This is a genomic window from Chryseomicrobium sp. FSL W7-1435 (assembly GCF_038595005.1).
Taxonomy (GTDB): Bacteria; Bacillota; Bacilli; order Bacillales_A; family Planococcaceae; genus Chryseomicrobium.
Genome location: NZ_CP151997.1, coordinates 2,369,995 through 2,395,009 on the forward strand (window position 1 = coordinate 2,369,995; position 25,015 = coordinate 2,395,009).

27 protein-coding genes are annotated in these 25,015 nt (G+C 43.0%); 8 read left to right on the forward strand and 19 right to left on the reverse strand.

All coding sequences use genetic code 11. The annotated features are described in order from the left end of the window. Positions 1-148 precede the first annotated feature (148 nt). The 3 genes from nadE to sda form a co-directional block, all read right to left on the reverse strand. Positions 149-973 (reverse strand): ammonia-dependent NAD(+) synthetase, encoded by an 825-nt coding sequence (nadE, locus tag MKY84_RS11970; protein ID WP_342526268.1) that lies wholly within the window; start codon positions 971-973, stop codon positions 149-151. After that, the gene (locus tag MKY84_RS11975; RefSeq protein ID WP_342526270.1) at positions 970-2,451 is read right to left on the reverse strand and encodes a nicotinate phosphoribosyltransferase; all 1,482 of its coding nucleotides are present in this window, start codon (positions 2,449-2,451) and stop codon (positions 970-972) included. Before MKY84_RS11975 ends, nadE begins: the two co-directional genes overlap by 4 nt. Positions 2,452-2,685: 234 nt before the next feature. Then, positions 2,686-2,841 (reverse strand): sporulation histidine kinase inhibitor Sda, encoded by a 156-nt coding sequence (gene sda / locus MKY84_RS11980; protein WP_342526272.1) that lies wholly within the window; start codon positions 2,839-2,841, stop codon positions 2,686-2,688. Between the two features lie 109 nt (positions 2,842-2,950). On the opposite strand from sda, the gene MKY84_RS11985 reads away from it, so the two are divergent. From MKY84_RS11985 to MKY84_RS11995, 3 genes are all read left to right on the forward strand, one after another. After that, entirely contained in the window at positions 2,951-3,487 is a 537-nt protein-coding gene (locus MKY84_RS11985; protein WP_342526275.1) for a helix-turn-helix transcriptional regulator, read from the forward strand. Positions 3,488-3,726: 239 nt separating this feature from the next. Continuing rightward, positions 3,727-4,431, forward strand: coding sequence for a type 1 glutamine amidotransferase (locus tag MKY84_RS11990; protein WP_342526276.1), 705 nt, complete (start codon positions 3,727-3,729; stop codon positions 4,429-4,431). Next, positions 4,418-5,353, forward strand: coding sequence for a dipeptidase (locus MKY84_RS11995; protein ID WP_342526277.1), 936 nt, complete (start codon positions 4,418-4,420; stop codon positions 5,351-5,353). Before MKY84_RS11990 ends, MKY84_RS11995 begins: the two co-directional genes overlap by 14 nt. 21 nt (positions 5,354-5,374) lie before the next feature. On the opposite strand, the gene MKY84_RS12000 is transcribed toward MKY84_RS11995, so the two are convergent. The 3 genes from MKY84_RS12000 to MKY84_RS12010 all read right to left on the reverse strand — a co-directional run bounded on the left by MKY84_RS12000 (position 5,375) and on the right by MKY84_RS12010 (position 8,390). Then, positions 5,375-6,652, reverse strand: a complete 1,278-nt coding sequence (locus MKY84_RS12000) for an aminotransferase class I/II-fold pyridoxal phosphate-dependent enzyme (RefSeq protein ID WP_342526278.1) — start codon at positions 6,650-6,652, stop codon at positions 5,375-5,377. 39 nt (positions 6,653-6,691) lie between these two features. Next, positions 6,692-7,459, reverse strand: a complete 768-nt coding sequence (locus MKY84_RS12005) for an exodeoxyribonuclease III (RefSeq protein WP_342526279.1) — start codon at positions 7,457-7,459, stop codon at positions 6,692-6,694. Between the two features lie 73 nt (positions 7,460-7,532). Then, positions 7,533-8,390, reverse strand: a complete 858-nt coding sequence (locus tag MKY84_RS12010) for a dimethylarginine dimethylaminohydrolase family protein (RefSeq protein WP_342526280.1) — start codon at positions 8,388-8,390, stop codon at positions 7,533-7,535. 145 nt (positions 8,391-8,535) lie between these two features. Between MKY84_RS12010 and MKY84_RS12015 the strand changes: the two genes are divergently transcribed. Next, on the forward strand, positions 8,536-9,267 hold the full coding sequence (locus MKY84_RS12015; protein ID WP_342526281.1) for a YqcI/YcgG family protein: 732 nt from the start codon (positions 8,536-8,538) through the stop codon (positions 9,265-9,267). A gap of 54 nt (positions 9,268-9,321) precedes the next feature. On the opposite strand, the gene groL is transcribed toward MKY84_RS12015, so the two are convergent. Together groL and groES are read right to left on the reverse strand one after the other, a co-directional pair. After that, on the reverse strand, positions 9,322-10,953 hold the full coding sequence (gene groL, locus MKY84_RS12020; RefSeq protein ID WP_342526283.1) for a chaperonin GroEL: 1,632 nt from the start codon (positions 10,951-10,953) through the stop codon (positions 9,322-9,324). A gap of 18 nt (positions 10,954-10,971) precedes the next feature. Further along, a complete protein-coding gene (groES, locus tag MKY84_RS12025) occupies positions 10,972-11,256 on the reverse strand; it encodes a co-chaperone GroES (RefSeq protein ID WP_342526284.1) in 285 nt (94 codons plus the stop codon). Positions 11,257-11,449: 193 nt separating this feature from the next. On the opposite strand from groES, the gene MKY84_RS12030 reads away from it, so the two are divergent. Continuing rightward, complete coding sequence (locus MKY84_RS12030) at positions 11,450-12,178, forward strand: type II CAAX endopeptidase family protein (protein WP_342526286.1); 729 nt, start codon at positions 11,450-11,452, stop codon at positions 12,176-12,178. Between the two features lie 30 nt (positions 12,179-12,208). Here the strand turns inward: MKY84_RS12030 and tatC are convergent, their stop codons facing one another. From tatC to MKY84_RS12045, 3 genes are all read right to left on the reverse strand, one after another. Next, positions 12,209-12,976 (reverse strand): twin-arginine translocase subunit TatC, encoded by a 768-nt coding sequence (gene tatC / locus MKY84_RS12035; RefSeq protein ID WP_342526287.1) that lies wholly within the window; start codon positions 12,974-12,976, stop codon positions 12,209-12,211. A gap of 16 nt (positions 12,977-12,992) precedes the next feature. Beyond that, positions 12,993-13,187, reverse strand: coding sequence for a twin-arginine translocase TatA/TatE family subunit (locus MKY84_RS12040; protein WP_094942658.1), 195 nt, complete (start codon positions 13,185-13,187; stop codon positions 12,993-12,995). A 93-nt stretch (positions 13,188-13,280) separates the two neighbouring features. Beyond that, positions 13,281-13,916: a redox-sensing transcriptional repressor Rex gene (locus MKY84_RS12045; RefSeq protein ID WP_342526290.1), complete on the reverse strand. Its 636-nt coding sequence runs from the start codon at positions 13,914-13,916 to the stop codon at positions 13,281-13,283. A 120-nt stretch (positions 13,917-14,036) separates the two neighbouring features. On the opposite strand from MKY84_RS12045, the gene MKY84_RS12050 reads away from it, so the two are divergent. Continuing rightward, positions 14,037-15,971: an ABC-F family ATP-binding cassette domain-containing protein gene (locus tag MKY84_RS12050; RefSeq protein ID WP_342526291.1), complete on the forward strand. Its 1,935-nt coding sequence runs from the start codon at positions 14,037-14,039 to the stop codon at positions 15,969-15,971. Between the two features lie 536 nt (positions 15,972-16,507). Here the strand turns inward: MKY84_RS12050 and tsaD are convergent. Genes tsaD through MKY84_RS12075 form a run of 5 tightly spaced genes read right to left on the reverse strand, consistent with a single transcriptional unit; the run spans position 16,508 to position 19,778 of the window. Next, the gene (gene tsaD, locus MKY84_RS12055; RefSeq protein ID WP_342526293.1) at positions 16,508-17,536 is read right to left on the reverse strand and encodes a tRNA (adenosine(37)-N6)-threonylcarbamoyltransferase complex transferase subunit TsaD; all 1,029 of its coding nucleotides are present in this window, start codon (positions 17,534-17,536) and stop codon (positions 16,508-16,510) included. Next, positions 17,533-17,988 (reverse strand): ribosomal protein S18-alanine N-acetyltransferase, encoded by a 456-nt coding sequence (rimI, locus tag MKY84_RS12060; RefSeq protein WP_342526295.1) that lies wholly within the window; start codon positions 17,986-17,988, stop codon positions 17,533-17,535. The genes tsaD and rimI overlap by 4 nt, the downstream gene beginning before the upstream one ends. Beyond that, the gene (gene tsaB, locus MKY84_RS12065) at positions 17,981-18,655 is read right to left on the reverse strand and encodes a tRNA (adenosine(37)-N6)-threonylcarbamoyltransferase complex dimerization subunit type 1 TsaB (protein WP_342526297.1); all 675 of its coding nucleotides are present in this window, start codon (positions 18,653-18,655) and stop codon (positions 17,981-17,983) included. The genes rimI and tsaB overlap by 8 nt, the downstream gene beginning before the upstream one ends. Continuing rightward, positions 18,636-19,106 carry a tRNA (adenosine(37)-N6)-threonylcarbamoyltransferase complex ATPase subunit type 1 TsaE gene (tsaE, locus tag MKY84_RS12070; RefSeq protein WP_342526298.1) on the reverse strand — a complete coding sequence of 157 codons (471 nt, stop codon included), beginning with the start codon at positions 19,104-19,106 and terminating at the stop codon, positions 18,636-18,638. Before tsaE ends, tsaB begins: the two co-directional genes overlap by 20 nt. Before the next feature lie 54 nt (positions 19,107-19,160). Further along, complete coding sequence (locus tag MKY84_RS12075; RefSeq protein ID WP_342526299.1) at positions 19,161-19,778, reverse strand: SGNH/GDSL hydrolase family protein; 618 nt, start codon at positions 19,776-19,778, stop codon at positions 19,161-19,163. Positions 19,779-19,869: 91 nt separating this feature from the next. On the opposite strand from MKY84_RS12075, the gene MKY84_RS12080 reads away from it, so the two are divergent. Next, positions 19,870-20,937, forward strand: coding sequence for an acyltransferase family protein (locus MKY84_RS12080; RefSeq protein WP_342526300.1), 1,068 nt, complete (start codon positions 19,870-19,872; stop codon positions 20,935-20,937). Between the two features lie 13 nt (positions 20,938-20,950). Then, positions 20,951-21,415, forward strand: a complete 465-nt coding sequence (locus MKY84_RS12085; protein ID WP_342526301.1) for a BsuPI-related putative proteinase inhibitor — start codon at positions 20,951-20,953, stop codon at positions 21,413-21,415. Positions 21,416-21,454: 39 nt separating this feature from the next. Here MKY84_RS12085 and MKY84_RS12090 read toward each other — a convergent pair whose 3' ends face one another. From MKY84_RS12090 to MKY84_RS12100, 3 genes are all read right to left on the reverse strand, one after another. Then, positions 21,455-22,297 carry a sugar ABC transporter permease gene (locus MKY84_RS12090; protein WP_342526302.1) on the reverse strand — a complete coding sequence of 281 codons (843 nt, stop codon included), beginning with the start codon at positions 22,295-22,297 and terminating at the stop codon, positions 21,455-21,457. After that, entirely contained in the window at positions 22,297-23,580 is a 1,284-nt protein-coding gene (locus MKY84_RS12095; RefSeq protein ID WP_342526303.1) for a sugar ABC transporter permease, read from the reverse strand. Before MKY84_RS12095 ends, MKY84_RS12090 begins: the two co-directional genes overlap by 1 nt. 117 nt (positions 23,581-23,697) lie before the next feature. Further along, positions 23,698-24,981, reverse strand: coding sequence for an extracellular solute-binding protein (locus tag MKY84_RS12100; RefSeq protein WP_342526305.1), 1,284 nt, complete (start codon positions 24,979-24,981; stop codon positions 23,698-23,700). Positions 24,982-25,015: the final 34 nt, after the last annotated feature.

Consider the following 25,015-nt stretch of genomic DNA (forward strand, 5'->3'; position numbering starts at 1 on the left):
ATAAAGAGTCTGGAAAAAGGAAAATCAGTAGAGATTTGGACAAAATTAAATCAGCAAGTTCTCTAGGGTAAATTCTAGAGAATTTGCTGATTTTTTGTGTATATTGAGTTCTGTTACTATATTTGTCCCAGCCACTACTGATCTATAATTATTCTTTCCACCAAGTGTCAAACACGGTTACTGGTAAGGCGCGCTTGTGTCGTGAGCGAAGGAAATAGCCTTCGATTTTCTCTTTAGCAGTAGGATCGATGTCCTTACCTTCTAAATAGTCATCAATATGTTCATACGTTACGCCGAGTGCTACTTCATCTGGAATAGCTGGGCGATCTTCTTCAAGGTCAGCTGTAGGTACCTTCATATAAAGGTGTTCAGGTGCCCCTAGCTCTTTCAACATCGCACGACCTTGACGTTTGTTGAGTCGGAACAAAGGCACCAAATCCGCTCCACCGTCACCATACTTCGTGTAGAAACCAGTAACGGCTTCGGCTGCATGATCTGTACCGATTACGACTCCTTTGAACATCGCTGCAATGGAATACTGAGCTTTCATGCGTTCACGTGCTTTTTCATTGCCCTTAGCGAAATCACTTAAATCAATTCCCGCTTCTAGCAAAGCTTTATCGCTAGCGTCTACTGCTTCTTTAATATTGATTGTGATGCGACGGCTTGGTTGGATAAAGGAAAGCGCGTCTTGACGCTCATGTTCATCGAACTGTACCCCATAAGGAAGGCTTACAGCGATAAATTCATAGCCCCCCTGTGTTTCTTCATTAAGTTCATCCACTGCCAATTGTGAAAGCTTACCAAGCAGTGTTGAATCTTGCCCGCCTGAAATACCAAGGACTAATGATTTCAAAAATGGATGCTTAGTAAGATACTCCTTTAGGAAATCAATCGTCGTGCGAATTTCTTCGTGAACATCAATTTGTGGCTTCACACCGAGTTCTTGAATAATGTCCTGTTGCAATGTCATTGGACTTTCCCTCCTGCTGCTTTATGTGCATCGACCATCTCTTTGACTTCTTGAATGTTGCGCATTTTATTGTCCCAGCATTCTTGACTCAAATCGACTGGGTACTCTTCTGGGTTAAGAGACCTTTTGTATTCATCCCATAAAAGGTTCAAATTTTGCTTGGCGTAAGCCTGCATATCAGAAAGAGCAGGATTTTCATAAATTGTTTCTCCATCCTTCACAACGTGATGGTGTAAATCAATCGCATCAAAATTGGTCACAAATTTCGAAACAAAGGTATGAACTGGATGAAACATTTTCAAGCGCCCTTCATTGGCTGGTTGTTCATGCTTGAGCGTAATGTAATCTCCTTCTGCCTTGCCGTTCTCTCGGTCGACAATACGGTAAATGCGCTTTTCACCAGGAGTGGTTACTTTTTCAGTCGTGGAAGAGATTTTAATTGTATCTTCCATCGTTCCTTGATCATTTTCAATGGATACCAATTTGTAGACGGCACCTAGTGCTGGTTGATCGTACGCAGTAATCAGCTTTGTACCGATTCCCCACATATTGACTTTTGCCCCTTGAGCTTTTAAATTCAAAATAGTGTACTCATCTAAATCATTGGAGACCACTACTTTTGCGTCTGTGAATCCAGCTTCGTCTAGCATACGACGAGACTCTTTCGATAAAAATGCGATATCGCCGCTGTCTAAACGAATACCGACGAAGTCAATTTTATCCCCGAGCTCTTTGGCTACTTGAATAGCGGTAGGTACCCCAATATTAAGCGTGTCATAAGTATCCACTAGAAATACACATTTTTTGTGGCGTTTGGCATAGGCATGGAAAGCTTCATATTCAGATTTATATGCCTGCACCATCGAGTGTGCGTGGGTTCCTGAGACAGGAATGCCAAATAGTTTACCTGTTCTGACATTGCTCGTCGCTTCAGCTCCACCGATGTAAGCAGCACGCGCTCCCCAAATGGCAGCGTCCATTTCGTGCGCTCGTCGAGAGCCAAATTCCATGATAATTTCATCTTTCACAACTTGTTTGATGCGAGAGGCTTTTGTAGCGATCAACGTTTGGAAGTTCACGATGTTGAGAAGTGCCGTCTCGATCAATTGCGCTTCAATTAGAGGCGCCTCGACACGAACTAGTGGCACTTGAGGAAAAGCAAGCTCTCCTTCTTGCATCGCATAGATATTTCCGGTGAAGCGTAAATCTTTCAGATAGGTTAAGAAATCTTGTTGGTAGCCCAGTTCTGTTAAGTAGGCTAAATCTGATTCACTGAAACGAAAGTTTTGAATATAGTCGAGAATGCGCTCCAAACCAGCAAAAATTGCATAGCCATTGCCAAACGGCAGCTTGCGGAAGAACAGTTCAAAGACAGCGTTTCGCTCATGCATGCCATCTGCCCAATAAGCCTCTGCCATATTGATTTGATAAAGATCGGTATGTAATGTCAAACTGTCATCTGCGTAAGGATGATTCATCTCGTCGCCTTCTTCCATACATAATTAGTATTTAGTATACCCTGTTCCCGGAAGATGTGACAAAAAATCAATTTGATTAAGGATGGGATATTCTTTTATGCACTAGCTATAGGAAAGAAAAGAAAATTCATTAGCCTATTAACCTACTTTATTTAAAATTATGGTACAACAGAATTAATTATTGTAAAATTAATTATTCATAAACTATTCTTTCTAGATTATTTTATTAGTGATTTAAGATTTTTTCTTTCTAACTACTTTTAAACGAATTTGTCGTTTTTTTATTTCTTGCTTCAGCAAAAATAGAAAAGTCGCATCTAGTTGTTTTTGTTTTGCGTCTAGATATGCTCTCACTAGTTGTCGGTTATGTAACGGCCAATCCTGCCTCATACCCATCACTCCTAACAGTAAATAAAACGATAGTCATTTAATTTTGATTGTAGCGCAAGATCGATACGTATTGGAGTGGCAAAAAGCCACACGAAAGGTAGAGTATTTCATGAGACAGTGGCTAATTAATCAACGAAAAGATTTAAAAATGACGCAACAACAAGTAGCAGATGCTGCCTATATTAATCGGGCCTATTATAGTCAAATAGAAAGCGGCAAACGAACACCAAGTCGGGAAGTAGCAAATAAGATTGCAGAAACGCTTCACTTTCAACCGATTGCTTTTTTCTCCGAAGAAACGGATCACCCTTTTCGATTTGCTCTTCAAAATATCCCGATGTTCTTTGCGCATTGTAATCTGCAGCTGGAATATACGTGGATTTACAACCCACATCCAGATTTCTTAGAGGCAGATATTTTAGGTAAACGCAACGATGAACTAGATTTAAATCAAGGAATCAGCCAACTTATTCAATTAAAAAAAGATGTCCTCTCACGACAAGTTCCCATAAGAAGACAGATTCGTTTTTCGGTCTCTACAAGAGAAATCAATTTTTGGTTTTTTGCAGAACCTCTTCGTAATGTGGAAGGTGAATTGATCGGTGTGGTTACTGCTGCGATTGAGGTTTCGAATTTTGAGGAATAGTTTTACTAAAGGACTCGAATTTTGAGTCTTTTTTTGATACTCTTCATACAATTACTATGAGGGGGGTTTTAAGCAAACTATTTAATTCCTACATATCCCACAACTGTCACTCAACCAACTTGTAGAATAGGAAAGGTGGTTAATCAAATGTTTTGGTTTTCAGTGATTATGGGTTTTATGTTAGTAGCAACAATTGTTTTTGGATTACTGAGTATACTTGTCAAAAGCAGGTCAGACAAGTGACCTCCACAATTATAGGGATTGTCGGAAGCTCCACAAATGGGTATTATCAAATCAATGAACACTATATAGTGGCCATCGAGAGAGCTGGTGCCGAAATCAGGTACCTGTTGGGCACGCAACAAGCATCATGGATTCAAGCCTGTGATGGTTTTTTACTAACTGGTGGAGGTGATATAGATCCCTTCTTTTTTGAAGAACAGCCTCAGCTAGAACTTGGTGAAGTAAACCTGATTCGTGATGAACGTGAACTTGCCTTTTTACAAGCAGTTCGACTGACGAAAAAACCGATTCTTGGTATTTGCCGGGGCATGCAAGTTTTAAATGTCGCAGCCGGAGGTACCATTATTCAGCATCTTGATCGTCAAATATACCCAACTCTTCTCCAACACAATCCTAATCGAGATCGCTCGGATTATCATCATATAATTGCAGTAAAATCAGATAGCTTTTTAGCCGATTGGATACAGACGCAAACTTTGCGGGTTAATTCTTTTCATCATCAGGCTGTTGGAGAACTCGGAGATGGTATTCATATTGCTGCAACAGCACCTGATGGCGTGATTGAAGCAATCGAACATCCAGAGCTCAACTGGTTCGGAGTACAGTGGCATCCAGAGACATTAACCGACTGCCCCCATGCGCACCTCTTATTCCAACAATTTATTCAGCACACAAAGGAGCAAAAACATGCAGATCATTGACCTTCACTGTGACCATCTTTATAAACTCCAAATGCAGCAACTTGACCTAGAACTTGATACTTCTTTAGAGCGACTTCGTCAAGGCCGCATTTGTCTCCAAGCGTTTGCCATTTTCGTAGACCCTCAAATCCCTGCTAATCAGGCATTTGCTATGGCTGAGAAACAAATTGAACTGTTTCATTCGAATGTAATCAACCAACCAGGTATCCGGTGGATTCGAACGTGGAATGAATTGCACCAGTTAACTGACTCGGAAATCGGCGTCTTTTTAACATTAGAAGGTGTTGACTGTATCGGGAATGAAGTAGCGAAGTTAGAGAAATTACTGGATGCCGGAGTTTTATCTGTGGGGCTTACTTGGAATCCCGCCAATCTCGCAGCAGATGGTTGTGGAGAACCACGAGCAGCGGGCCTTTCGACATTTGGCAAACAAATCGTCACACTTCTCAACCGTCGAGGGATTTTGACCGATACGGCACACCTTTCCCAAGCAGGATTTTGGGATGTGATGGAGCTTGCTGACTTTCCAATCGTCAGTCATGCAAATGCACGTGCTATATGCGACCACCCGAGAAATCTAACGGATCAACAAATTCGCCTACTAATTGAAAAGCAGATTCCGCTTCATGTCGTGTTTTTCCCGCCATTTATCACGGGGACCAATCACGCGACAATCGATGACTTAGTTGATCACATCCGGCATATTGTAAAACTAGGTGGTGAATCAATTTTGGCGTTTGGTTCAGATTTTGATGGCATTGATAAAAAAGTGGAAGGCTTGGAGCATGCGGGTATGTATAATAATCTAATTGATCGCTTACGTGAAGAGTACACAGAAGAACAAGTTACTCGTTTCACATCAGGTAATTTCACAGCCTATATTGATCGCATGTTAAAAAAAGAGACGGAAGACCAGGAATAGCTGGTCTTCGTCTCTTTTTGATTACGCTAAATCTTCACAGCCTTGATAGATCAAGTCGAACAGTTCTTCTAAATCGTTTTCTTCCACACAACTGAACGCGACACGGATGTCCGTTTGGTTGTTGGAGATCACTCCAACGCCGTAGTTATCGAGTAAATGTAAACGAAGTGTTTCTGCATCGAGTGTGCGCAATTTCAAACACATGAAGTATCCTGAATTGAACGGATAGTATGTCCAGTGCTTGTTGAACTTCTCACTGTCTAACAGCTCTTTTGTTTTAACAGCTCGCCCTTTCATGATGGCGAACTTTTCTTCTTTTTCTACAGCGAACTCTTCCGATTGCAACGATTCCAAAATCATCGTTTGTGAAATGTGCGCTCCACTTGAAATCGTACCACGGATGATTCCTTTTGTTTTTTCTTCCAGAGCATGAAGCGTGTCTTTTCCTGCTGCATAGGTAATGAAACCGACACGTAATCCCCATACGTAATTCTCTTTAGTCGCGCCGTCTATCTTCACTGGTAAGATACGCTCATGAATTCCTGCCAAGTGACCAAAAAGAGATTCTGTAATGGAATCTTCATAGAACAGGCCAAAGTAAGCGTCATCTAAAACAACGACTAAATTCAATCCGCTCTCTGCTGCTTCTTTTAAAACAGCTACGATTTCTTTCGCTTCGTCTTCGAGCGGTGTATAGCCTGTCGGGTTGTTTGGGAAGTTCAATAAGACGATGGCTTTCCCAGTCTGCGCTGCTAGAGCTTGTCTTAATCCCTTTGTGTCAAAGCGTGTATTGTCGGCGAAGAGCGGGAACGTGACGATCTTGCCACCACGTCGCACACCGAACACCGTGTTGTAGTTGCCCCAGTAATGGTTAGGGACGACTAGTGCGTCTCCCTCATCCATAAACAGATCCGCTACAATACTTAACCCGTGTGTCAACGCATTTGTCACAATCGGTTTTCCAATGGATTTTCCGACCATGGACGGGTTGTCTTTATATAGCTTTTCAAGCCATGCATCGCGAAGTGCCGGCTTCCCTTGTGGTGGTGCATAAGGATAGACATCTTTTGGTGCATAATCAATACGGTTTTGAATATGTTTAAAATGCATCGGTGCGCCATCTTCTGTCGCAATACCAATCGTCGCATTAAATTTATGGGCTTTTCCAGAGGCTTCGGCCGATTGGCTCAAAATACCTTTTGGGTAAAACAAATTCTTGCCGAGAGTCGACAGCATCTCATAGATAGCCGGACTTTCTTGTTGAATTGCGCTGTTCAGTTGCTGTGCTAATGGATTCACGGTAACGGACCTCCTGCGTTTTTCTATATTGTACGCTATTTACTTTGAAAATTCTTTCCCTAATTCTAAAAAGATTGGACAATGGTCACTGCCCATCGTGTCCGGGTGCATCCCTGCCTCTTTAATTAATGGAGCCAGTTTTTCGGAAACGATGAAGTAATCAATGCGCCACCCGATATTGCGCTCACGCACCTTCGCCATATAACTCCACCATGTGTAATGACCTTCTTCCGTCGGATACAAGTAGCGGAAAGAATCAACGAATCCATCTTCAAGCAGTTGCGTCAGTTTTCCACGTTCTTCATATGTAAATCCAGAGTTCCCGATATTCGATCTGGCATTCCGAATATCGATTTCTTCATGGGCGACGTTTAGATCGCCAGTATAGATGACAGGTTTTGTGAGATTCAAAAGGGTTAAGTACGAATTCATGCGGTCTTCCCATTCGAGACGATATGGAAGTCTCGATAGGTCACGTTTAGCATTCGGCACGTAGCAGTTAACCAGATAAAATTTCGGATATTCCAGGGTGATGATACGGCCTTCTGCTTCGTCTAAGTCTTCACCTAGTCCGTAATGAACAGAGATTGGCTTGTGTTTTGTGAAAATCGCAGTCCCGGAATAGCCTTTCTTCTCAGCATCGTTCCAGTATTGGTGATAGCCGGGTAGATCCAGGTCGAGTTGACCTTGTTGCATCTTGGTTTCTTGAATGCAGAAAAAATCGGCATCTTGTGCGTGAAAGTAGTCGAGCCAGCCTTTTTTGACACAGGCTCGGATGCCATTGACATTCCATGAGATGAATTTCATATTGCTACCTCCTCGTTCGCATTTAGTTTACCATAAAAAAAGACCCGCTAAGCGAGTCGTAGGGGATTGTGAATTAAATCGATCTTGTAAGCGGCATCGTGCAACAACGGAACGAACCACCGGATTTGATAATTTCACTAAGATCGATTTCAATAACTTCAAAATTATTCTCTCGCAATATTTTATTCACGGATGTATTTTGTGGGAGACTGATGATTTTGTTATTCCCGATTGCCAAAACATTCGTCCCCATTGCGAACTGTTCGTCCTTCTCCACTTCCATTAATGTGTAATGTTCACCTAACATACGCAGCGTATCTTTTGAAAGAGCTTCGGGATACACAAGCGCATGCGTTGGTGAGAGGATCGTGAAGACGCAATCTAAGTGAAGACAAGAGGCATCAAATGGAACCCGAATAATTTCATTCGCCGGCAACTGCTTCTCTAAAAAATCAATTGCCTCGTGATTGGTTCGATGACTGACACCTACAAATACTTTATTCCCGTCAACTACGACATCTCCACCTTCGATAGAACCAGCCGTCATTTTTTGATACGGTATTCCATTGGATCCTACCCATTCACGAAGAATCTTCTCTTCGCCTTGACGAATTGGACTGGCCATTTCGGAAATGAAAACTCGTGTGCCAATTGTAAAGCCGATATCACGCGTGAAGACCTGCTCCGGGAATTCCGGGCGCGCATTAAGTGATACTACTTCCATTCCATTATCATTCAGAGCATTGGTGAACGCTTTATGTTGCGCGAGCGCTCGCTCCACATCGATATTGTCTTTAGCATAACGTTTCTGCACTGTATTAATCACTTCTTCAATTTTCATATAGGTTGGTTCACAAACAATGACTTGAGTGAGTTTGTCATATTCTGTTGAGCAGCCGTCCCATTGGTGTTGTTGTTTTTCAAGTCCCATTCTTGTCTCCACCTTTTCCGTTCCTATTTTATATGAGTACTATTTCCTCTTTCAGTACCGCTAAACTTCTTTTGGAAGTTTTTTGGTTTCTTTTTGAGAAAGTAGGGAATCAGAAGACAAATAGATAGATGAAAGGATTGTTTAGATGATTGCTGCAAAACATACACTGTTGACGAAAGAAGATGTCGAGACACGCACGGATTTACCTGAGTGGTTCAAGCGGGAATACCAAACATTTGAGAATACCGTCACTGACAAAACGTTCCCTTGTTATTTTGGTCGAACAGGTCATTTACGTGGTGAATTGCGGTATGCATTTATCGAACAAAAAGATTGGACGAATGCAGCGAGTGCTTTGAAAGATTTCTTAGCATTATTTGAAGATCCGAACCACAAACGCCATGGATTGTTTTTATTCGTGGAGCCATTTGAAACCGAGCAGTCTTTAGAAGCGTACCGCAAACAATTCTGGGACATCTTGCAGTACCTTCACCAAGTTGATGATATTGAATGGCCAAAAGAAGCGCCTAAAGATCCAGATCACTACCTATGGGATTTCCGCTATGCTGGAGAACCCATCTTCGCTTTCGGAAACACGCCAGCCTATAAGCAGCGAAAAACACGGGATCTCGGCAACGCCATGGTCATCGGCTTCCAACCACGCCATATCTTCCAAGGACTTGAAGGTACCGAAAAAGGTGGTATCATGTCACGCGAAAAAGTTCGAGAACGAGTTGAGGCATGGGACCACCTTCCCAAACATCCGGACATCAGTCATTTTGGCGACCCGACTCACAACGAATGGAAACAATTCTTTATTGGGGATGATAGCGAGCCAATTCAAGGGAAGTGCCCTTTCCAACACAAAGCATTATAGAAAAGAGGCCCACACGATTTTACGTGTGAGGCCTCTTTTATACTGAGTGGATGATTACATCATGCCGCCCATTCCACCCATGCCGCCCATATCCCCCATACCGCCAGCTGGCTCAGGGATGTCTGCAACGACTGCCTCTGTTGTTAAGAACAGAGAAGCTACTGAAGCTGCGTTTTGTAATGCTGAACGCGTTACTTTTGTTGGATCGACGATGCCTGCTTCCATCATGTTGACCCATTCACCTGTTGCTGCGTTGAAACCGATGCCGATTTCTTCGCGCTTCAAGCGGTCTACCACGATAGAGCCTTCAAGACCCGCGTTTGTTGCGATTTGACGAACTGGCTCTTCAAGAGCACGAAGTACGATGCGAACACCCGTAGCTACGTCGCCTTCTACAGTTTCAGCTGTCTCTGCTACTTTTTTGTAGACGTTGACTAAAGCTGTACCACCCCCGGATACGATACCTTCTTCAACTGCTGCACGTGTAGCGTTTAGTGCATCTTCAATGCGAAGTTTGCGTTCTTTTAATTCAGTTTCTGTTGCTGCTCCAACTTTGATTACTGCAATACCGCCAGCTAATTTCGCTAAACGCTCTTGCAGTTTCTCTTTATCGAACTCAGAAGTAGTTTCTTCTAATTGCGCACGGATTTGGTTGACGCGACCTGCGATGCGGTCTGAGTCTCCAGCGCCTTCAACGATAGTTGTGTTCTCTTTTGTTACAACGACCTTCGCTGCACGACCAAGCTGTGTAATGTTTGCAGATTTTAGATCAAGACCTAAATCTTCTGTAATCAATTCAGCGCCAGTCAATGTTGCGATGTCTTCTAACATTGCTTTACGACGGTCACCAAAACCAGGAGCTTTAACAGCTACGGCATTGAATGTACCACGAAGTTTGTTCACAACTAGTGTTGCTAGAGCTTCGCCTTCTACATCTTCAGAGATCAATAGAAGTGGTTTTGATTGTTGAACAACTTGCTCAAGTACTGGCAAGATTTCTTGAATGCTTGCAATCTTCTTGTCTGTTACCAAGATATAAGGATTTTCAAGCACAGCTTCCATCTTGTCAGAATCCGTTACCATGTAAGGAGATGCGTATCCGCGGTCGAATTGCATACCTTCTACAACGTCAAGCTCAGTCGTGAATCCTTTTGATTCTTCGATTGTGATAACGCCGTCGTTGCCAACGCGCTCCATAGCTTCTGCAATCAATTCTCCTACTTCACTGTCGCCCGAAGAAATCGCAGCTACTTGAGCAATTGACTCTTTGCCTTCGATTTCTTTCGAGATAGTTTTCAGTTCTGTGATTGCTGCTGCTACTGCCTTGTCGATTCCTTTACGAATACCGACTGGGTTGGCACCTGCTGTTACGTTTTTCAATCCTTCACGAATCATTGCTTGTGCAAGGACTGTTGCAGTTGTCGTACCGTCTCCAGCGATGTCATTTGTTTTAGAAGCAACTTCTGCTACAAGTTTAGCGCCCATGTTCTCAAATGCATCTTCAAGCTCGATGTCTTTTGCGATTGTCACACCATCATTAGTGATGAGTGGTGAACCGAATTTCTTTTCAAGAACCACGTTGCGCCCTTTTGGCCCAAGTGTTACTTTTACTGCGTCTGCTAATTTATCTACGCCACGAAGCATTGCGCTACGTGCGTCTTCACTAAATTTAATTTCTTTTGCCATAATGGATGTTCCTCCTTGTTATTGGATAACCGCTAAAATATCGGATTCACGAAGAATAAGTAGTTCCTTGCCGTCGTACTTCACTTCTGTTCCCGCGTATTTTGCATACAGGACACGATCCCCAACTTGCACATCTAATTCAGCACGTGTGCCGTTATCAAGAGTGCGACCATTTCCAACTGCAAGTACTTTACCCTCTTGTGGCTTTTCCTGTGCAGAGTCTGGAAGTACGATGCCAGAAGCTGTTTTTTCTTCTGCCTCGACTAATTCGATTACAATACGATCACCTAGTGGTTTTAACAAATGAAACGACCTCCCTGATAAATGGTAAATGTCTTATTAGCACTCTCACACGTTGAGTGCTAACACAGTTTCTATCATAATAAATGGCCACACTGATTGCAAGTGAGAAGATGAATTTTTGGCTAATTATTTTTGATGCGGTACAATAGAGAAAGTCTCTTTGAATTTGTTCGTAGAAAGGAATTTACTCCATATGTCTCATCAAAAAATAGCCTTCTCTTTATTGATTACTTACGTGATGATGCAATTGGCCGGTGCAGTCGGCCCACTCCCGCTTCTCTATCTTTTTGAAAATATGGGTGTAGAAGACCCTCGAATACAAGCTGTTGGCTGGTGGATTTTTTCAAGTATGCTAGCAGCCGTCATCATCTTCTTCTACTTTATCCGTAAAGACAAAACATTCTTAAAGCCACTCGGCCCAAAACCTGCTTCGAACTTGGGAGTTGTCGGTTGGGGTGTCGTTGGATTTTTCATGGTTTTGTTTGGCCAAGCGGGTGCGGCTGCACTTGAGCAACTGATCGGCATTGAGCCAGGCTCTGAAAACACGGCGACTTTCATTGCCATTGCTAAATCAGTTCCCGTTGTCATTCTGGCAATCGCCGTTTTTGCACCCATTCTAGAAGAACTGTTATTCCGTCGCATTTTGTTCGGCATGCTGCTCCCGAAGACGAACTTCTTTATCGCAGCCCTTATCAGTTCCGTCATGTTCGGGATCATTCACTTTGAACTCAGCCACATTCTACTTTATTCTGTTTCAGGATTTATATTCGCGTTTATTTATTACAAGACCAAACGTATCGCTGCGCCAATCATTGCGCACATGCTCTTGAACGGCTTTGTCGTCCTCGTTCAATTCTACGCAGAAGACTTGGAACGATTCGCCGAACGGTACGGACAAGTATTCATCCAGTTCTTCAATTAAAAAAAAGACCATCACGTGGATGGTCTTTTTCTATGTCTGCTGCATACGTTGTTGCTCTTCTAATTTACGCTTCGCTTCGGCAGCCAAATATTTGCGGTAGCCTACACGGGAAATCGCGATACTGATTTCGTACAAGATAAATAAAGGAACGGACGTAAACAAGTGAGAGACGATATCTGGAGGCGTAATAAACGCCGCAATGACAAATAACACAAAGTAGGCCATCTTCCGTGCTTTTACAAGCATTTGAGGATTTACGAGACCTAGGCGTGTCAAGAATAACAACACGATTGGCAATTGAAAAATGATGCCAAAAGGAATCGTAATTTGGAAGATGAAGTTAAAGTAATCGTTAATGCTGATGATTTGCGTAATCCCTAATTCCCCTGCTAGGCCCGTCATGAAAGACATCAAATACGGGAATAACAAGAAATAGGAAAAAGAGACACCTGCGATGAACAACATAAACGCAAATGGAATGTACCCTAGTGTTGCACGTCGCTCCTGTTCTTGCAGTCCTGGACTCACAAATGCCCAAAGTTGCAAAGCGATGATAGGAGATGCAAACGTGAACGCTAAGAACAACACGACCTTCAAGTAAATTATAAAGGGATCCATAACTTGAAGGGCATTTAAAGTAATATTTTCAGCGGGTTCCGCATTTTGAAGATAATTAATCAGTGGTTTCGCTAAAAAAAAGCTACCAATCACAGTTACTGCCAAGAAAGAAACCATGACAAACAACCGTTTTCGGAGCTCATTTAAATGTTCCACCACTGTAAATTCAGTATTATTCATGAATGAACATCCTAACTTACTTAACGTCAGATTTCGGTGGATCTACTTTTTTCACGTCATCATCGTCGTCATCTGCTAAGCCTTTTGTAGCCGTTTTAAATTCACGGAGCGTAGAACCCATAGCGCGTCCCAGCTCAGGTAATTTTTTCGGCCCGAACAAAAGAAGTGCAACAATACCAATAACAATTAAACTGATTGGACCTGCAGTCATTGCGGGCACCTCCTTAAGTAGTATGCCTTCATCTTACATCATTTGTTAACAATTTGCTATTTCTACACGATACCTAGATGTGACAGTTTTACGTCACTCGTGGTTGCGTATCATATAGATCAAGGTTTGCAGTTCGACTGACAAATCAATGGTCTGGACACGTATCGATGAATCGACACTTAGTCGGACCGGTGTAAAGTTCAAGATTCCTTTTATACCTGTTGCTTCTAAGCGTTTCGCTGTCTCTTGTGCCGTGCGACTCGGGACTGTTAAAATGCACAGTTCAATCCCATACTCTTCTATCTTTTCTTCTAATAAATCAGGATGGAAAACTGGAATCCCTGATTTTTGCTCCCCAGTCACTGGTGCGTGTGTATCAAATGCAATCACGATACGCGTATTATGGTTTTTTTGAAAGTTGTAATTCAAAAAGGCTGTACCTAGATTCCCCACACCAATCAAAGCCACATTAGTCGCTTCGTCTTGATCGAGAGTTTGTCTGAAAAATTGCAACAAGTGCTCCACATCGTAGCCGTATCCCTTTTTGCCAAGTGCCCCAAAATGCGAGAAGTCCCGACGAATTGTTGCTGAATCAATATTCATCGCATCGCTTAACTCTTGGGACGAGACACGCGTTTGTCCTGCCTTATCAAAGTTTTGTAAAAATCGATAATATAGGGGCAGGCGCTTTGTCGTTGCCTGCGGAATTTTTGTTTTATCAGCTGCCACACCATTCGCCTCCTGTAAATCAGATTTATCTTACACCTCTAACTGTTTTCTGTAAAGCACGCGCATTGCTCTAACCCCCACTATCCAGTACACTTAATAGAGAGAATTGAGGTGTGCACGATGATACTATTGCAAGTTCAAAATGTAACAAAATCCTTCGCTGGTGAAGAGGTTTTGATTAATTGTAAATTAGAAGTGAAAGAACGTGAGCGTGTAGCACTCGTTGGACGAAATGGTGCCGGAAAGTCAACGCTTCTTAAAATAATCGCTGGTGAGATGGGCTATGACTCAGGAGATATCGTGATGCCGAAGAATAAGACGTTCGGCTATTTAGAGCAGCACTCCGGCTTAGAGAGCCCGCTATCGATCTGGGATGAAATGATGACTGTATTTGAACCCCTTAAACAACAAGAGCAACGACTGCGCTCGCTTGAGTTACAGATGGCAGATCCTGTTGTCTACAATGACGCCGCTGTCTATGAAAAAGTGACGCAAGACTATGATCAGTTGCAATTGGATTTTAAAGAGGCTGGCGGCTTCCGCTACGAGAGTGATACACGGTCCATCCTTCATGGGCTCCAGTTCTTCCCTGACGATTACGACAAACCGGTCCAATCGTTGTCGGGTGGTCAACGAACACGCCTAGCCCTTGCCAAGCAACTGTTGATTCAACCTGACCTTTTGCTGCTGGATGAGCCGACGAACCATTTAGATATCGAGACGCTGGCGTTTTTAGAAAATTATTTAAAGAATTATCCTGGAGCTATCGTCATAGTCTCCCACGATCGCTATTTCTTAGATCAAGTAACGACTCTTGTCTATGAGATTTCTCGTCGCAAAATGACACGCTATGTTGGGAACTATTCTGCTTACCTCGATCAAAAAGCCTTGGACTATGAAAGGGACGTTAAGCAATTTGATCGTCAACAAGAAGAAAAGGCCAAGCTTGAAGATTTCATCAGCCGAAACTTAGCCCGTGCGTCTACTACCAAAATGGCACAGTCCCGACGAAAAGTATTGGAGAAAACAGACTGGATGGACTCTCCAAGTGGCGATGAAAAATCAGCGGCATTTGGTTTCTCCATCGAACGAGAGAGCGGCAATGACGTCTTGCGCGTCGATAACGTCGCTATCGGCTATGACACGAATGTGGTGGCATCTGGTATCACATTTCCTATCTATAAGCGGGACAGAATCGCCCTTATCGGACCAAATGGAATCGGTAAATCCACTTTACTTAAAACTGTGATGAAGAAGACACCTGCTTTTAATGGCACGATCTCCTACGGAACCAATGTCCAGTTCGGTTATTACGATCAAGATCAAGCAGATTTAAAGTCTTCTAAAACCGTGCTACAGGAACTTTGGGATGAATGGCCATTGTTTAATGAAAAAGATATTCGCACAGCGCTCGGCAGATTTTTGTTCTCTGGAGACGATGTGTTAAAGCCTGTCTCTTCTCTTTCCGGTGGTGAAAAAGCGCGATTAGCTCTCGCCAAGCTGATGCTGTTAAAAGCCAATACATTAATTCTGGATGAGCCAACCAACCATTTGGACCTCGACAGCAAAGAAGTCTTGGAAAATGCGCTGCTCGACTTCCCTGGAACGCTGTTGTTTGTGTCACATGACCGCTATTTCATCAATCGAATCGCCACAAAGGTCGTGGAACTTGCCCCAGACGGCAGCGAATTATTTTTAGGTGACTATGACTACTATTTAGAAAAGAAAGAAGAAGAAAGAGAGTTGCAACTTTTAGCTGCTCAAGACCAAGCACCTTCTGCTTCATCGCCAACTACAGTTGTGACGACACAAATTGATAAGTCCGCTAAAAAGCGCGAACGGCAGATCAATCGTCGACTTACTGAATTGGAGCAAGAGATGCAGGACTTAGATGAACAAAAAGCAGTCATTGAAGCAGAGCTCTGTAAACCCGAAGTATTTGGTGATCATGAGCAAGTTGGAGCTTTCAATAAGCAATTAGAAGCTATCAATGAGCTGCATGATACGGCTTCATTTGAATGGCTAGAGTTACAAGAAGAATTAGAAACACTGTAGTGAGGACCAGCTTTCGAGCTGGTTCTTTTTTATTCGACAAAATTCCCTATATATTGGTCAAGTGGCAATTTCAAAAAAATATCTTCCACAGATTCATGCACAGGCAAAATGGCTCTACATAAACTATCAACAGACTTATACACATTACCCACAGCTTCATTTAGTTGTTATGCACATATCCGGTGCAAACACTACCACAACATCTAGTGTTATCCACGGTTATCCACAAGTTATACACAAATTGTGTATAAGTACAAATGTTCTCTCTTGACGAATCAAGTCACATTTGATAATAAACTGTAATCTTTGTAATAAATAACGATGGCACATAAATATACTTATAAAACTTTAGTAGATGGAGAGTGGAGTGGAGTGGAGGGGCTGACTCGGGTGGGATCAAAAGCGTTACGTGAGGCCCCGCAGGAGCTTGCGACGAGGAGACTCACGACGTGCCCTCGGAAAGCAGCCCCAGAAAGGAACTCAGAGTAAACAAAAAACAGCAGATTCTCTAGGAATTAACCTAGAGAACCTACTGCTTATTTTTGTTCCAGCTGGTTGGTCCAGCTAGTTAATGGCATACCCGGTCTCCCGTTCATCGCATAATCACTTCGTTCGCCTGCTAAGTACTTGGAATAGCCAGCTGCTGCAATCATAGCAGCGTTGTCTGTACAAAGAGGCAGGCTCGGAACATAAAATGGCGTGCCCTGTTCAGTGAATGTTTGCTCTAATGCGGCGCGTAACCCTCTATTAGCGGCAACGCCACCCGCTGCAATTACTTGTCTCACATTGTATTGTGCCGCTGCTCGACGTGTTTTTTCCACGACCACTTCCACAACACTTTGTTGAAACCCAGCAGCTACATGAGCAGGATTGATTTCTTCCCCTTTTTGCTTCAAGTTGTGCTGATAGTTGATAACCGCTGATTTTAACCCGCTAAAACTAAAATCGTAAGATCCCTCTTCTAGCCAAACACGTGGAAATTGAACAGCGCCATCACTTTCACTTGCAAGGCGATCAATATGAGGACCACCCGGATACGGTAAAGACAAGACGCGTGCCACTTTGTCGTATGCCTCTCCTGCTGCATCATCTCGTGTTTCGCCGATTTTCTCGAAGTGACCATCTTGCTGCATCACAATCAACTCTGTATGCCCCCCTGAAATAACTAAGGCTAAGAGAGGAAATTGCATAGGATTTTCTAATGCATTGGCATAAATATGTCCGGCAATATGGTGCACACCGACAAGAGGTAACTGATGGGCAAAGGCAAAGGCTTTTGCTGCTTGAATGCCAATCAACAAGGCCCCTACAAGTCCAGGTCCCTCTGTGACAGCCACTGCATCCAACTCTTTTGGTGTCAGCCCTGCTCTTTCTAAAGCTTCTTCTATAACGAGTGTAATCTGCTCGACATGATGGCGAGAGGCAACTTCAGGTACAACACCACCAAATCGTTTATGGCTCTCTATTTGAGAAGCCACGACGTTGGAGATGATCTCCGTGCCATCTTTTACGATAGAAGCCGCTGTCTCATCACAGCTCGTTTCAATTCCTAATATATAAGTCATTCAAATTCCACCCACATTACGAGCGCATCTTCATGCGTATCCGTATAATAGTTTTTGCGAATTCCACCCTCTTGGAATCCCAGTTTGCGGTACAAGTTTTGCGCCACATTATTTGATACACGTACTTCTAGGGTCATCACGCGTCCACCGTGCTCTTTTGTGACTCGTATGGCCTCTTTCATCAGCAATTCACCCAAGCCCTTGCCACGGCAACGAGAGGTCACTGCGACATTGGTAATATGGCACTCATCCGTTACTAACCACATCCCACAAAACGCAACGAGGTCTCCTGTTTCAAGTTCCCCCACCACGTAATAAGCAAAACGATTGGCAATCATTTCATTGACAAATGCGTCACGAGACCACGGCGCCGGAAACGATTCTTTTTCAAGTTCCCAGACGGCATCAACATCATCTAACGTCATCCGACGAAAGGAAATTCTCTCATTCATTGGCTTTCATCCAATTGACTTCTGCTTCCGTTAAGCGCAGGTAATCAGGCGTCAGTGCATGTATCTCTAATGCTGGTTCACTGTTTTGTGCCAGTGCGATCAGCTCGGATGCGCGCGGCAATAGCTCCCCTACTCCCGCAAAATGCGAAACAAGTTCAGCGGCAAGTATCTGCTCCCGGAAAGTGGCTACATCTTGACCGCACCAAAGAACAGGTTGCTTCTTTTCTCGTAAGAAGGTTAGAAGTTCATCAAAATGAATATGTGCTTCAAGCAGTACCATTTGTTTCTCATAAACCCCTACAAAAAGGTGATTGCGACGAGCGTCCATAACACTGACCGTCACTCCTTCGAACCATTTGCCTGGAGCAGCTAGGACAGCTAAGCTCGAAACCGGATAAACGGGAATGGAGAGAGACCAAGCGAGTGTCTTCGCAAGAGTCATCCCAATCCGAATGCCTGTATAAGAACCTGGTCCTTTTGCCACTGCAATGGCATCTAGTTGATCCGGTGTGATTCCGGCTTCTTTCATGATGAGGTCAATCGCTGGCATGGCTGCCACCGAATGGGTGGTTTTAAAACTATCTGTATGCTCAATCAGCACGCGTCCTTCTTCTACGAGCGCAACACTGAGCGGTGTATTCGAAGTATCAATTCCTAGCCAAATCATGTGCCATCTCCTCAATCAATTGGGTCATACGCGGTGTCGTTGCAGACATCTCACAAACCCGTTCTCCTGTTGGTAACAACCGAACTGTCAGTTGGATCTGTTCTTCTGGCAAGGCATAGTCTATATATTGTGCCCACTCTACAACGGCTACTGCATGGCCATCAAAGTATTCTTCCCAGCCAAGATCTTCCTCACCATCTGCTAAGCGGTACACATCCATGTGATGAAACGGCAGCCGGCCCTCGTACTGTTTGATGATGGTAAAGGTCGGGCTGTTGACGATGCCTTCTACTCCTAAACCACGCGCAAAAAATTGGGTCCAGGTCGTCTTGCCAGCACCAAGGTCGCCTTCTAGCGTAATCACTTCGCCACCTGTCATACGAGATGCCAAATACTCAGCATGCTGCTTCGTCAGTTCTAACGTTGTCCAGTTGAATTGTTGCATATCCATTCTCCGTTCTGTTCACTGCCCTTCATTATAATATGAAGCGACAGAACTTGCCACCTACGCAAACCAACTTCGAATTCGGTCCAGTAACGTCACTTCACGTGGTGTAATCGCTCGCTTCTTTTCTGTGATCACAGGCACTAGTGTAGCCTCCACAATGCGGTAGCCGGCTTCCCCGTAATGCAGCCCATCGTCTTCTAGGCCGCGTAATGATTCCGTAAGATTTCCTTGATCCATAAAGGCTTTATACAAATCTGCGAAACCTGTTTGATATTCAGCGACCACTTCTTTCACGGCATCTCCATAAGATTCTAGCACTTGATTGGAACGCTGGGTCTGCTTGTCTTCGTCTACTGGTGGCGGTGTTACTAAAATACAACGTTCAGGTCCAATTGCCTTGACCATTTGCTCTAGATTAGCTTTGTACATTTCTCGAGCAACATGTTTGTGCGCCGAAGAGTCATTAGAGCCAAATTGAATAACGACAACATCGGGTTGTTCCGCGAGAACATCCTTTTTGAAGCGTTTCATTGCATCATTTGTCGTGTCGCCACTGACACCTTTATTTAAAACAATGTCTTCCGGAAAATGTGGTTTCAAGCGTGCATTGATCATCGGTTCATTTAATCCTTCGTGACGTGCTGTTAAACTATCTCCAAATAAAATGATTTTCATAGTCGTATTCCTCCAGGTTTCAGATAGATAGAAATGATGGTATTATATCGTGTGGGCTATTTTGAGTCCCATGCAGAAAGGTGGATTCCTCATGGCTAAAAAACGTATTCACTGGCTTGATGCAGCGAAAGGGTTTTTGATGATACTCGTGGTACTTGGGCATTACCCTCACGACATGCCATTCCCATTGATTCAATACATTTATTGGTTTCATATGCCTGCCTTCTTTTTACTAAGTGGGATCTTCTTCAAAGAAGTCTACTCATTGAAAGAAGCCAAAGGGGCACTGACAAAACGATTCATGCAACTGTTATTCCCGTATTTCTTCTTTTTACTCGCGATTACTACGATTCGTTACTCTATCGAACTTGCCACTTTCAATTTTGATTGGCGCTGGTATACAGAAGACTTTGTAAAAATTCTTATCGGGGGGCGCTTTGCTCGAGGAGCCTATGGTGTCATCTGGTTCATTACAACCTTATATTTCTCGTATGTGATTTTCACGCTTCTTACACTTTACGCGAAGCGCTACACACAGTGGTTGATACTTGCTCTATTATATACTATCGCACACATTCAAAGCTTTTGGGCAATGGATGTTGTAGGTGGCGAGCCCGACCAAGCAAGCCAGACCATTCCTATGCTATGGAACTTGGACGTAGCATTTATCGCTGTCGTCTACTTTGCCATTGGGAGCTATCTAAAACAATTTTGGCTAGAAGTTCCCCACCGCACAGGTATAGCAGCGGTAGTAGTGACTGCGGTTGCTGTCATAACAGATAGACTCGGTTGGATTGATTACCATTTGAGTCTTAAATTTTTACGCTACAATCATTTTTTCTTAGATCTTATCATTCCGATTGCTATGATCATTGTATTTGTTTGGGTATTCCAACTGCTGGCTGCCAAGTGGCAAATGAAGCCTCTGCAATTTATTGAGTCCCATTCCATAGCAATAATGTACTTGCATATTTTCACGTATATGGTGTTAAACGATTACTTCCTTCTTGGCCCAATTGGGTTCACTATAACGGGAATTATCTTCCCGATAGTTGCTTCTATTGCTATACGAAAGCTTATTCCACAGGGTGAACTACTACTCGGAAATATTTCCAAGTTTTATGTAACGAAAAGACAGGTGAAGAAGTCTAATGGCTAAAGGAGGAACGCATATGCTGAAAAAATGGTTAGTATCCACAGTACTTCTCGTCTTTCTACTTGCAGCCTGTGGCTCGACTGAGCAGGATCAAACTTCTGGAGAAGGTGGCGAGCAGATGACAAATGAACTGACACAACAAATCAAGGAACAAGATGGAGATCTCTTCTTAGTGATTACGAATGGCACTGATGAGGACGTGACGTTAACCTTCACAAGTGGACAACAATTTGAGTACCAGTTACTAGATGATACCGGTGAAACGGTATACACCTATTCAATGAACAAAATGTTTACACAAGGTATGGTGGAAGAAACCTTAGCTGCGGGTGAATCTTGGGAGCTACCTCTCGATTTATCAAATGAACTGGCTGCGATGACCGTTCCTGAGGGTACCTACCAATTAGATGTTTGGTCCCTTGCTGAACAATTTGATGGAGAGAAACTATCCATCTCAGAATTTGAGTGGTCTGGACAATAAAAGAGACGCACTTCCCAACTAAGGGAGTGCGTCTTTTTATTACCCTTTCGTTCCACCTGCTGTTAAGCCGGAAACGAAATACTTTTGGAATGCTAAGAATAACAGTGCAATCGGTAATGCAACAAGTACGGCCCCTGCCGCAAACGTTGTGAAGGAGTTACCAAATTGCTTGGCCACTAAATCATACAAGCCGACCGCCAATGTAAACTGTTCATTTGAACGTAATAAGATACGCGCAATGATAAAGTCTCCAAGAGGTGCGATGAAAGCAAACAACGCAACCACTGAAATGATGGGTTTAGCAAGCGGCATAATGATTTGAATGAAGATACGGAAATGGCCCGCTCCATCCATACGTGCTGACTCATCAAGGTCTTTTGGAATCGTATCCAAATACCCTTTCATCAACCATGTACTCATTGGAATCTGTCCACCTACATAGAACAAAATTAAACCAAAGTGTGTATCAATCAAATCAAGACGGTTTGCCAAAACGAAAATTGCGATTAAAGCAGCAAAGTTCGGGATCATTTGAAGAATCAAGAATGTCATAAGTCCATTCTTCCGCCCGATAAAGCGGTAACGTGAAAACGAGTATGCTGTAAAGGATACAAGTATTACTGAGAAAATCATAGTCAAAAGACTGATTTTCATTGAATTCCAATACCACAATAAGTAGTTAGATTGCTCTAAATCAAAAAGAAAAGCATAGTGTTTCAATGTAGGATTGTCCGGGAACATCTGAGAACCAGACAAGCTATCTCCTGGATTGAACGATGATCCTAAAACCCATAATAGTGGATAAAGAACAATCGCACACATCGTTAAGATGATCAAGTAGGATACAGTCAAACGAATGAGTTTACCTTGTTTATTCGTCATTACATCATATCCTCCTCTTGGAACGACTTCGTACGTTTAAACTGCCATAGTGCCACGGTAATAACAATGATCGAAAGAATCATCGTGATGGCTGCTGCTTTTCCGTATTGTGCACTTGTCATAGTCAAACGGTAAATCCAAGAAATCAAGATATCCGTGCCTCCTGCATTTTGACTCGGTAGTGCAGGTCCCCCTCCGTTGAATAAGAAGATGACGTTAAAGTTGTTAAAGTTAAATGTGTATTGCGTGATTAAAATTGGAGCTGTTGCATACAGAACCAATGGCAACGTTATCGAGAAAAATTTCTGGAATACAGAGGCCCCATCAACATCAGCTGCTTCATACAATTCTTCAGGAATTGATTGCAGAATACCCGTAGTCATCGCAAAGATGAATGGGAATCCAAGCCAAGATTGAATCATAATCAGCGCTAAACGAGTGAATGTCTCATTGGTCATCCATGGCACAGCGTCTAAACCGACCATCGGTAATAGTACACGGTTGACGACACCAAAGGTATCGTTGAACATTCCAGAGAAAATCAAGATCGTAATGAAAGCAGGAACTGCCCATGGCAAGATCATAATTGTGCGGAAAAGTACTTTTCCTTTTAAATCTTTTTGGTTAATTAAAATAGCTAAGAAAATACCTAATGCTACTTGCAGGGTAGTTGCCCCGAACGTCCAAACGATTGTCCATGTTAACACTGAGAAGAACGTTGAACGCCAAACATCTAGTGTGAAAATATCTTTAAAGTTCTGCAAGCCTACCCAATCCACCAAGTTTGCAGGAGGTGAGTGATACAAATCATAGTTTGTGAATGCTAGCAGCAATACGAAGATAATCGGGAAAATCACGACGAAAATCAACAGGAAGAATCCTGGTGAAATCATCAAGTATGGGAATCCATTATCAATCAAATTGTGATACTGCTGACGAACGGAATTGACACCCTCACCTAAATCACGACGTTTCCCGTTATGGTAAGCATCATATAAGTTAAAGGCATAAATACCAAGACCCATTACCGTCAAGAGAACGGCAATGATTCCATCGATTAATAAGAAGATGGAGTGATCGAGCTTTGGAATTTCTCCGAGTGTAAGGAGCCCCCAGTAACCAAATCCGATGTATTGAAAAAATACTGAGCCAAATGAAACAGCCAAAATCAGAAAGATAAGACCTTTTAGAATTTGCTTGTTGTAAAATTGCCCGACCCCTGGAATTAAGGATAACAGCAGCGCCGTTTTCCGGTGTTTTGTGGAAGATGTTGAATCTTTCATTCGGCCTAGCCTCCTAATCGTGCGATGCACGTTGTACAGTTTAAAGATATGTATAAAAAAATAGGAAGGAAAAGCGGTGGCAACAAGTTGCCTACCCGCTTTCCCTAGTTGTTAGGATTAATGGTTTGTTTCGATGTTTGTATTGATTTGATCAACCGCTTCGTCTAAAGCTGATTTTGAATCAGATTTGCTTGTTGCGATCGTTTGTAGTGCTGAAGCCATTGGTCCCCAAACTTCGCCCATTTCTGGAATGTTTGGCATTGGAACTCCATACTGAGATTGTAATGCTACTGCTTTTGCGCCTTCGTTCTCAGCGATTGCTGGCTCGTCGACAAGAGCAACGTTTGCAGGAATTTCAGATACTGCTTCGAAACGTGCAAGTGATACTTCATCACTAGTTAAGTGTTCGATTAATTTTGTAGACCAGTAAGGATGCTCAGTGAATGCTGTTACGTTCCATCCTTTAACACCCATGAACGTTTTCATTGGCTCACCGTTTGGTAGTGTTGGCATTGCTGCTACACCGATGTCAATTCCAGCGTCACGCATACCTTGGAATGCCCAAGGACCGTTCATTACTGAAGCGACTTTACCTTCATTGAACAGGCCGTCCATTGCTGCTCCACCTGTTTCACCCACGATACCTGCTGGGAATAATCCTTCAGAGTACCATTGTTGAATGTAGTCAGCACCTTCAACAGCGCCTTCATTGTTCAGACCAACATCTTCACGATCAAGACCTTCTGCGCCTTCACCGAATACATAACCACCCATACCGCCTAAAACAGCATGAGAGAAGTAGAAGTTATCCCAAAGTGCTAGGAAACCATAGTTGTCGCCAGATGTGAAATCTTTTGAAAACGTGTAAAGCTCATCCATTGTTGCAGGAGCTTCGTCCATTAATGCTTTGTTGTAAATCAATACTGGTGTTTCAGTTGCTTTTGGTAATCCGTATAATGCACCATTGTACATTTGTGCAGATACAGATGACTCGCTGTAACGAGCTAAAATATCTTCTTCAACCGTAATTTCTTGTAAAAGACCTTCTGTAACAACTTGACCAATTTGGTCATGTGGAAGTGTTACAACGTCCGGTGCATTTCCAGCAGGACCATCTAAACGAAGTTGATCACGGATTGCATCCGCCATGTTCAACTCTTTGAATTCAACTTCAATTCCGTGCTCTTCTTCAAATGATGCGATTGCATCTTCTAACCATCCAGCTGATTTATCAATATCTTCCCAGATAACTAGCTTTTCTGGCTTTTCTTCTGTAGCTGCTTCTTCTGTATTTGTAGACCCCTCTGGTGCTTCTGCTTCTTCTTCACGATCTGGTGCACAAGCTGCAACAATCATCGTAACGAAAAGAGCTAGCAATAAAACTAACCACTTCTTTTTCATAATGCCCCTCCTCTTAGGTTTTCCCCACTCATGC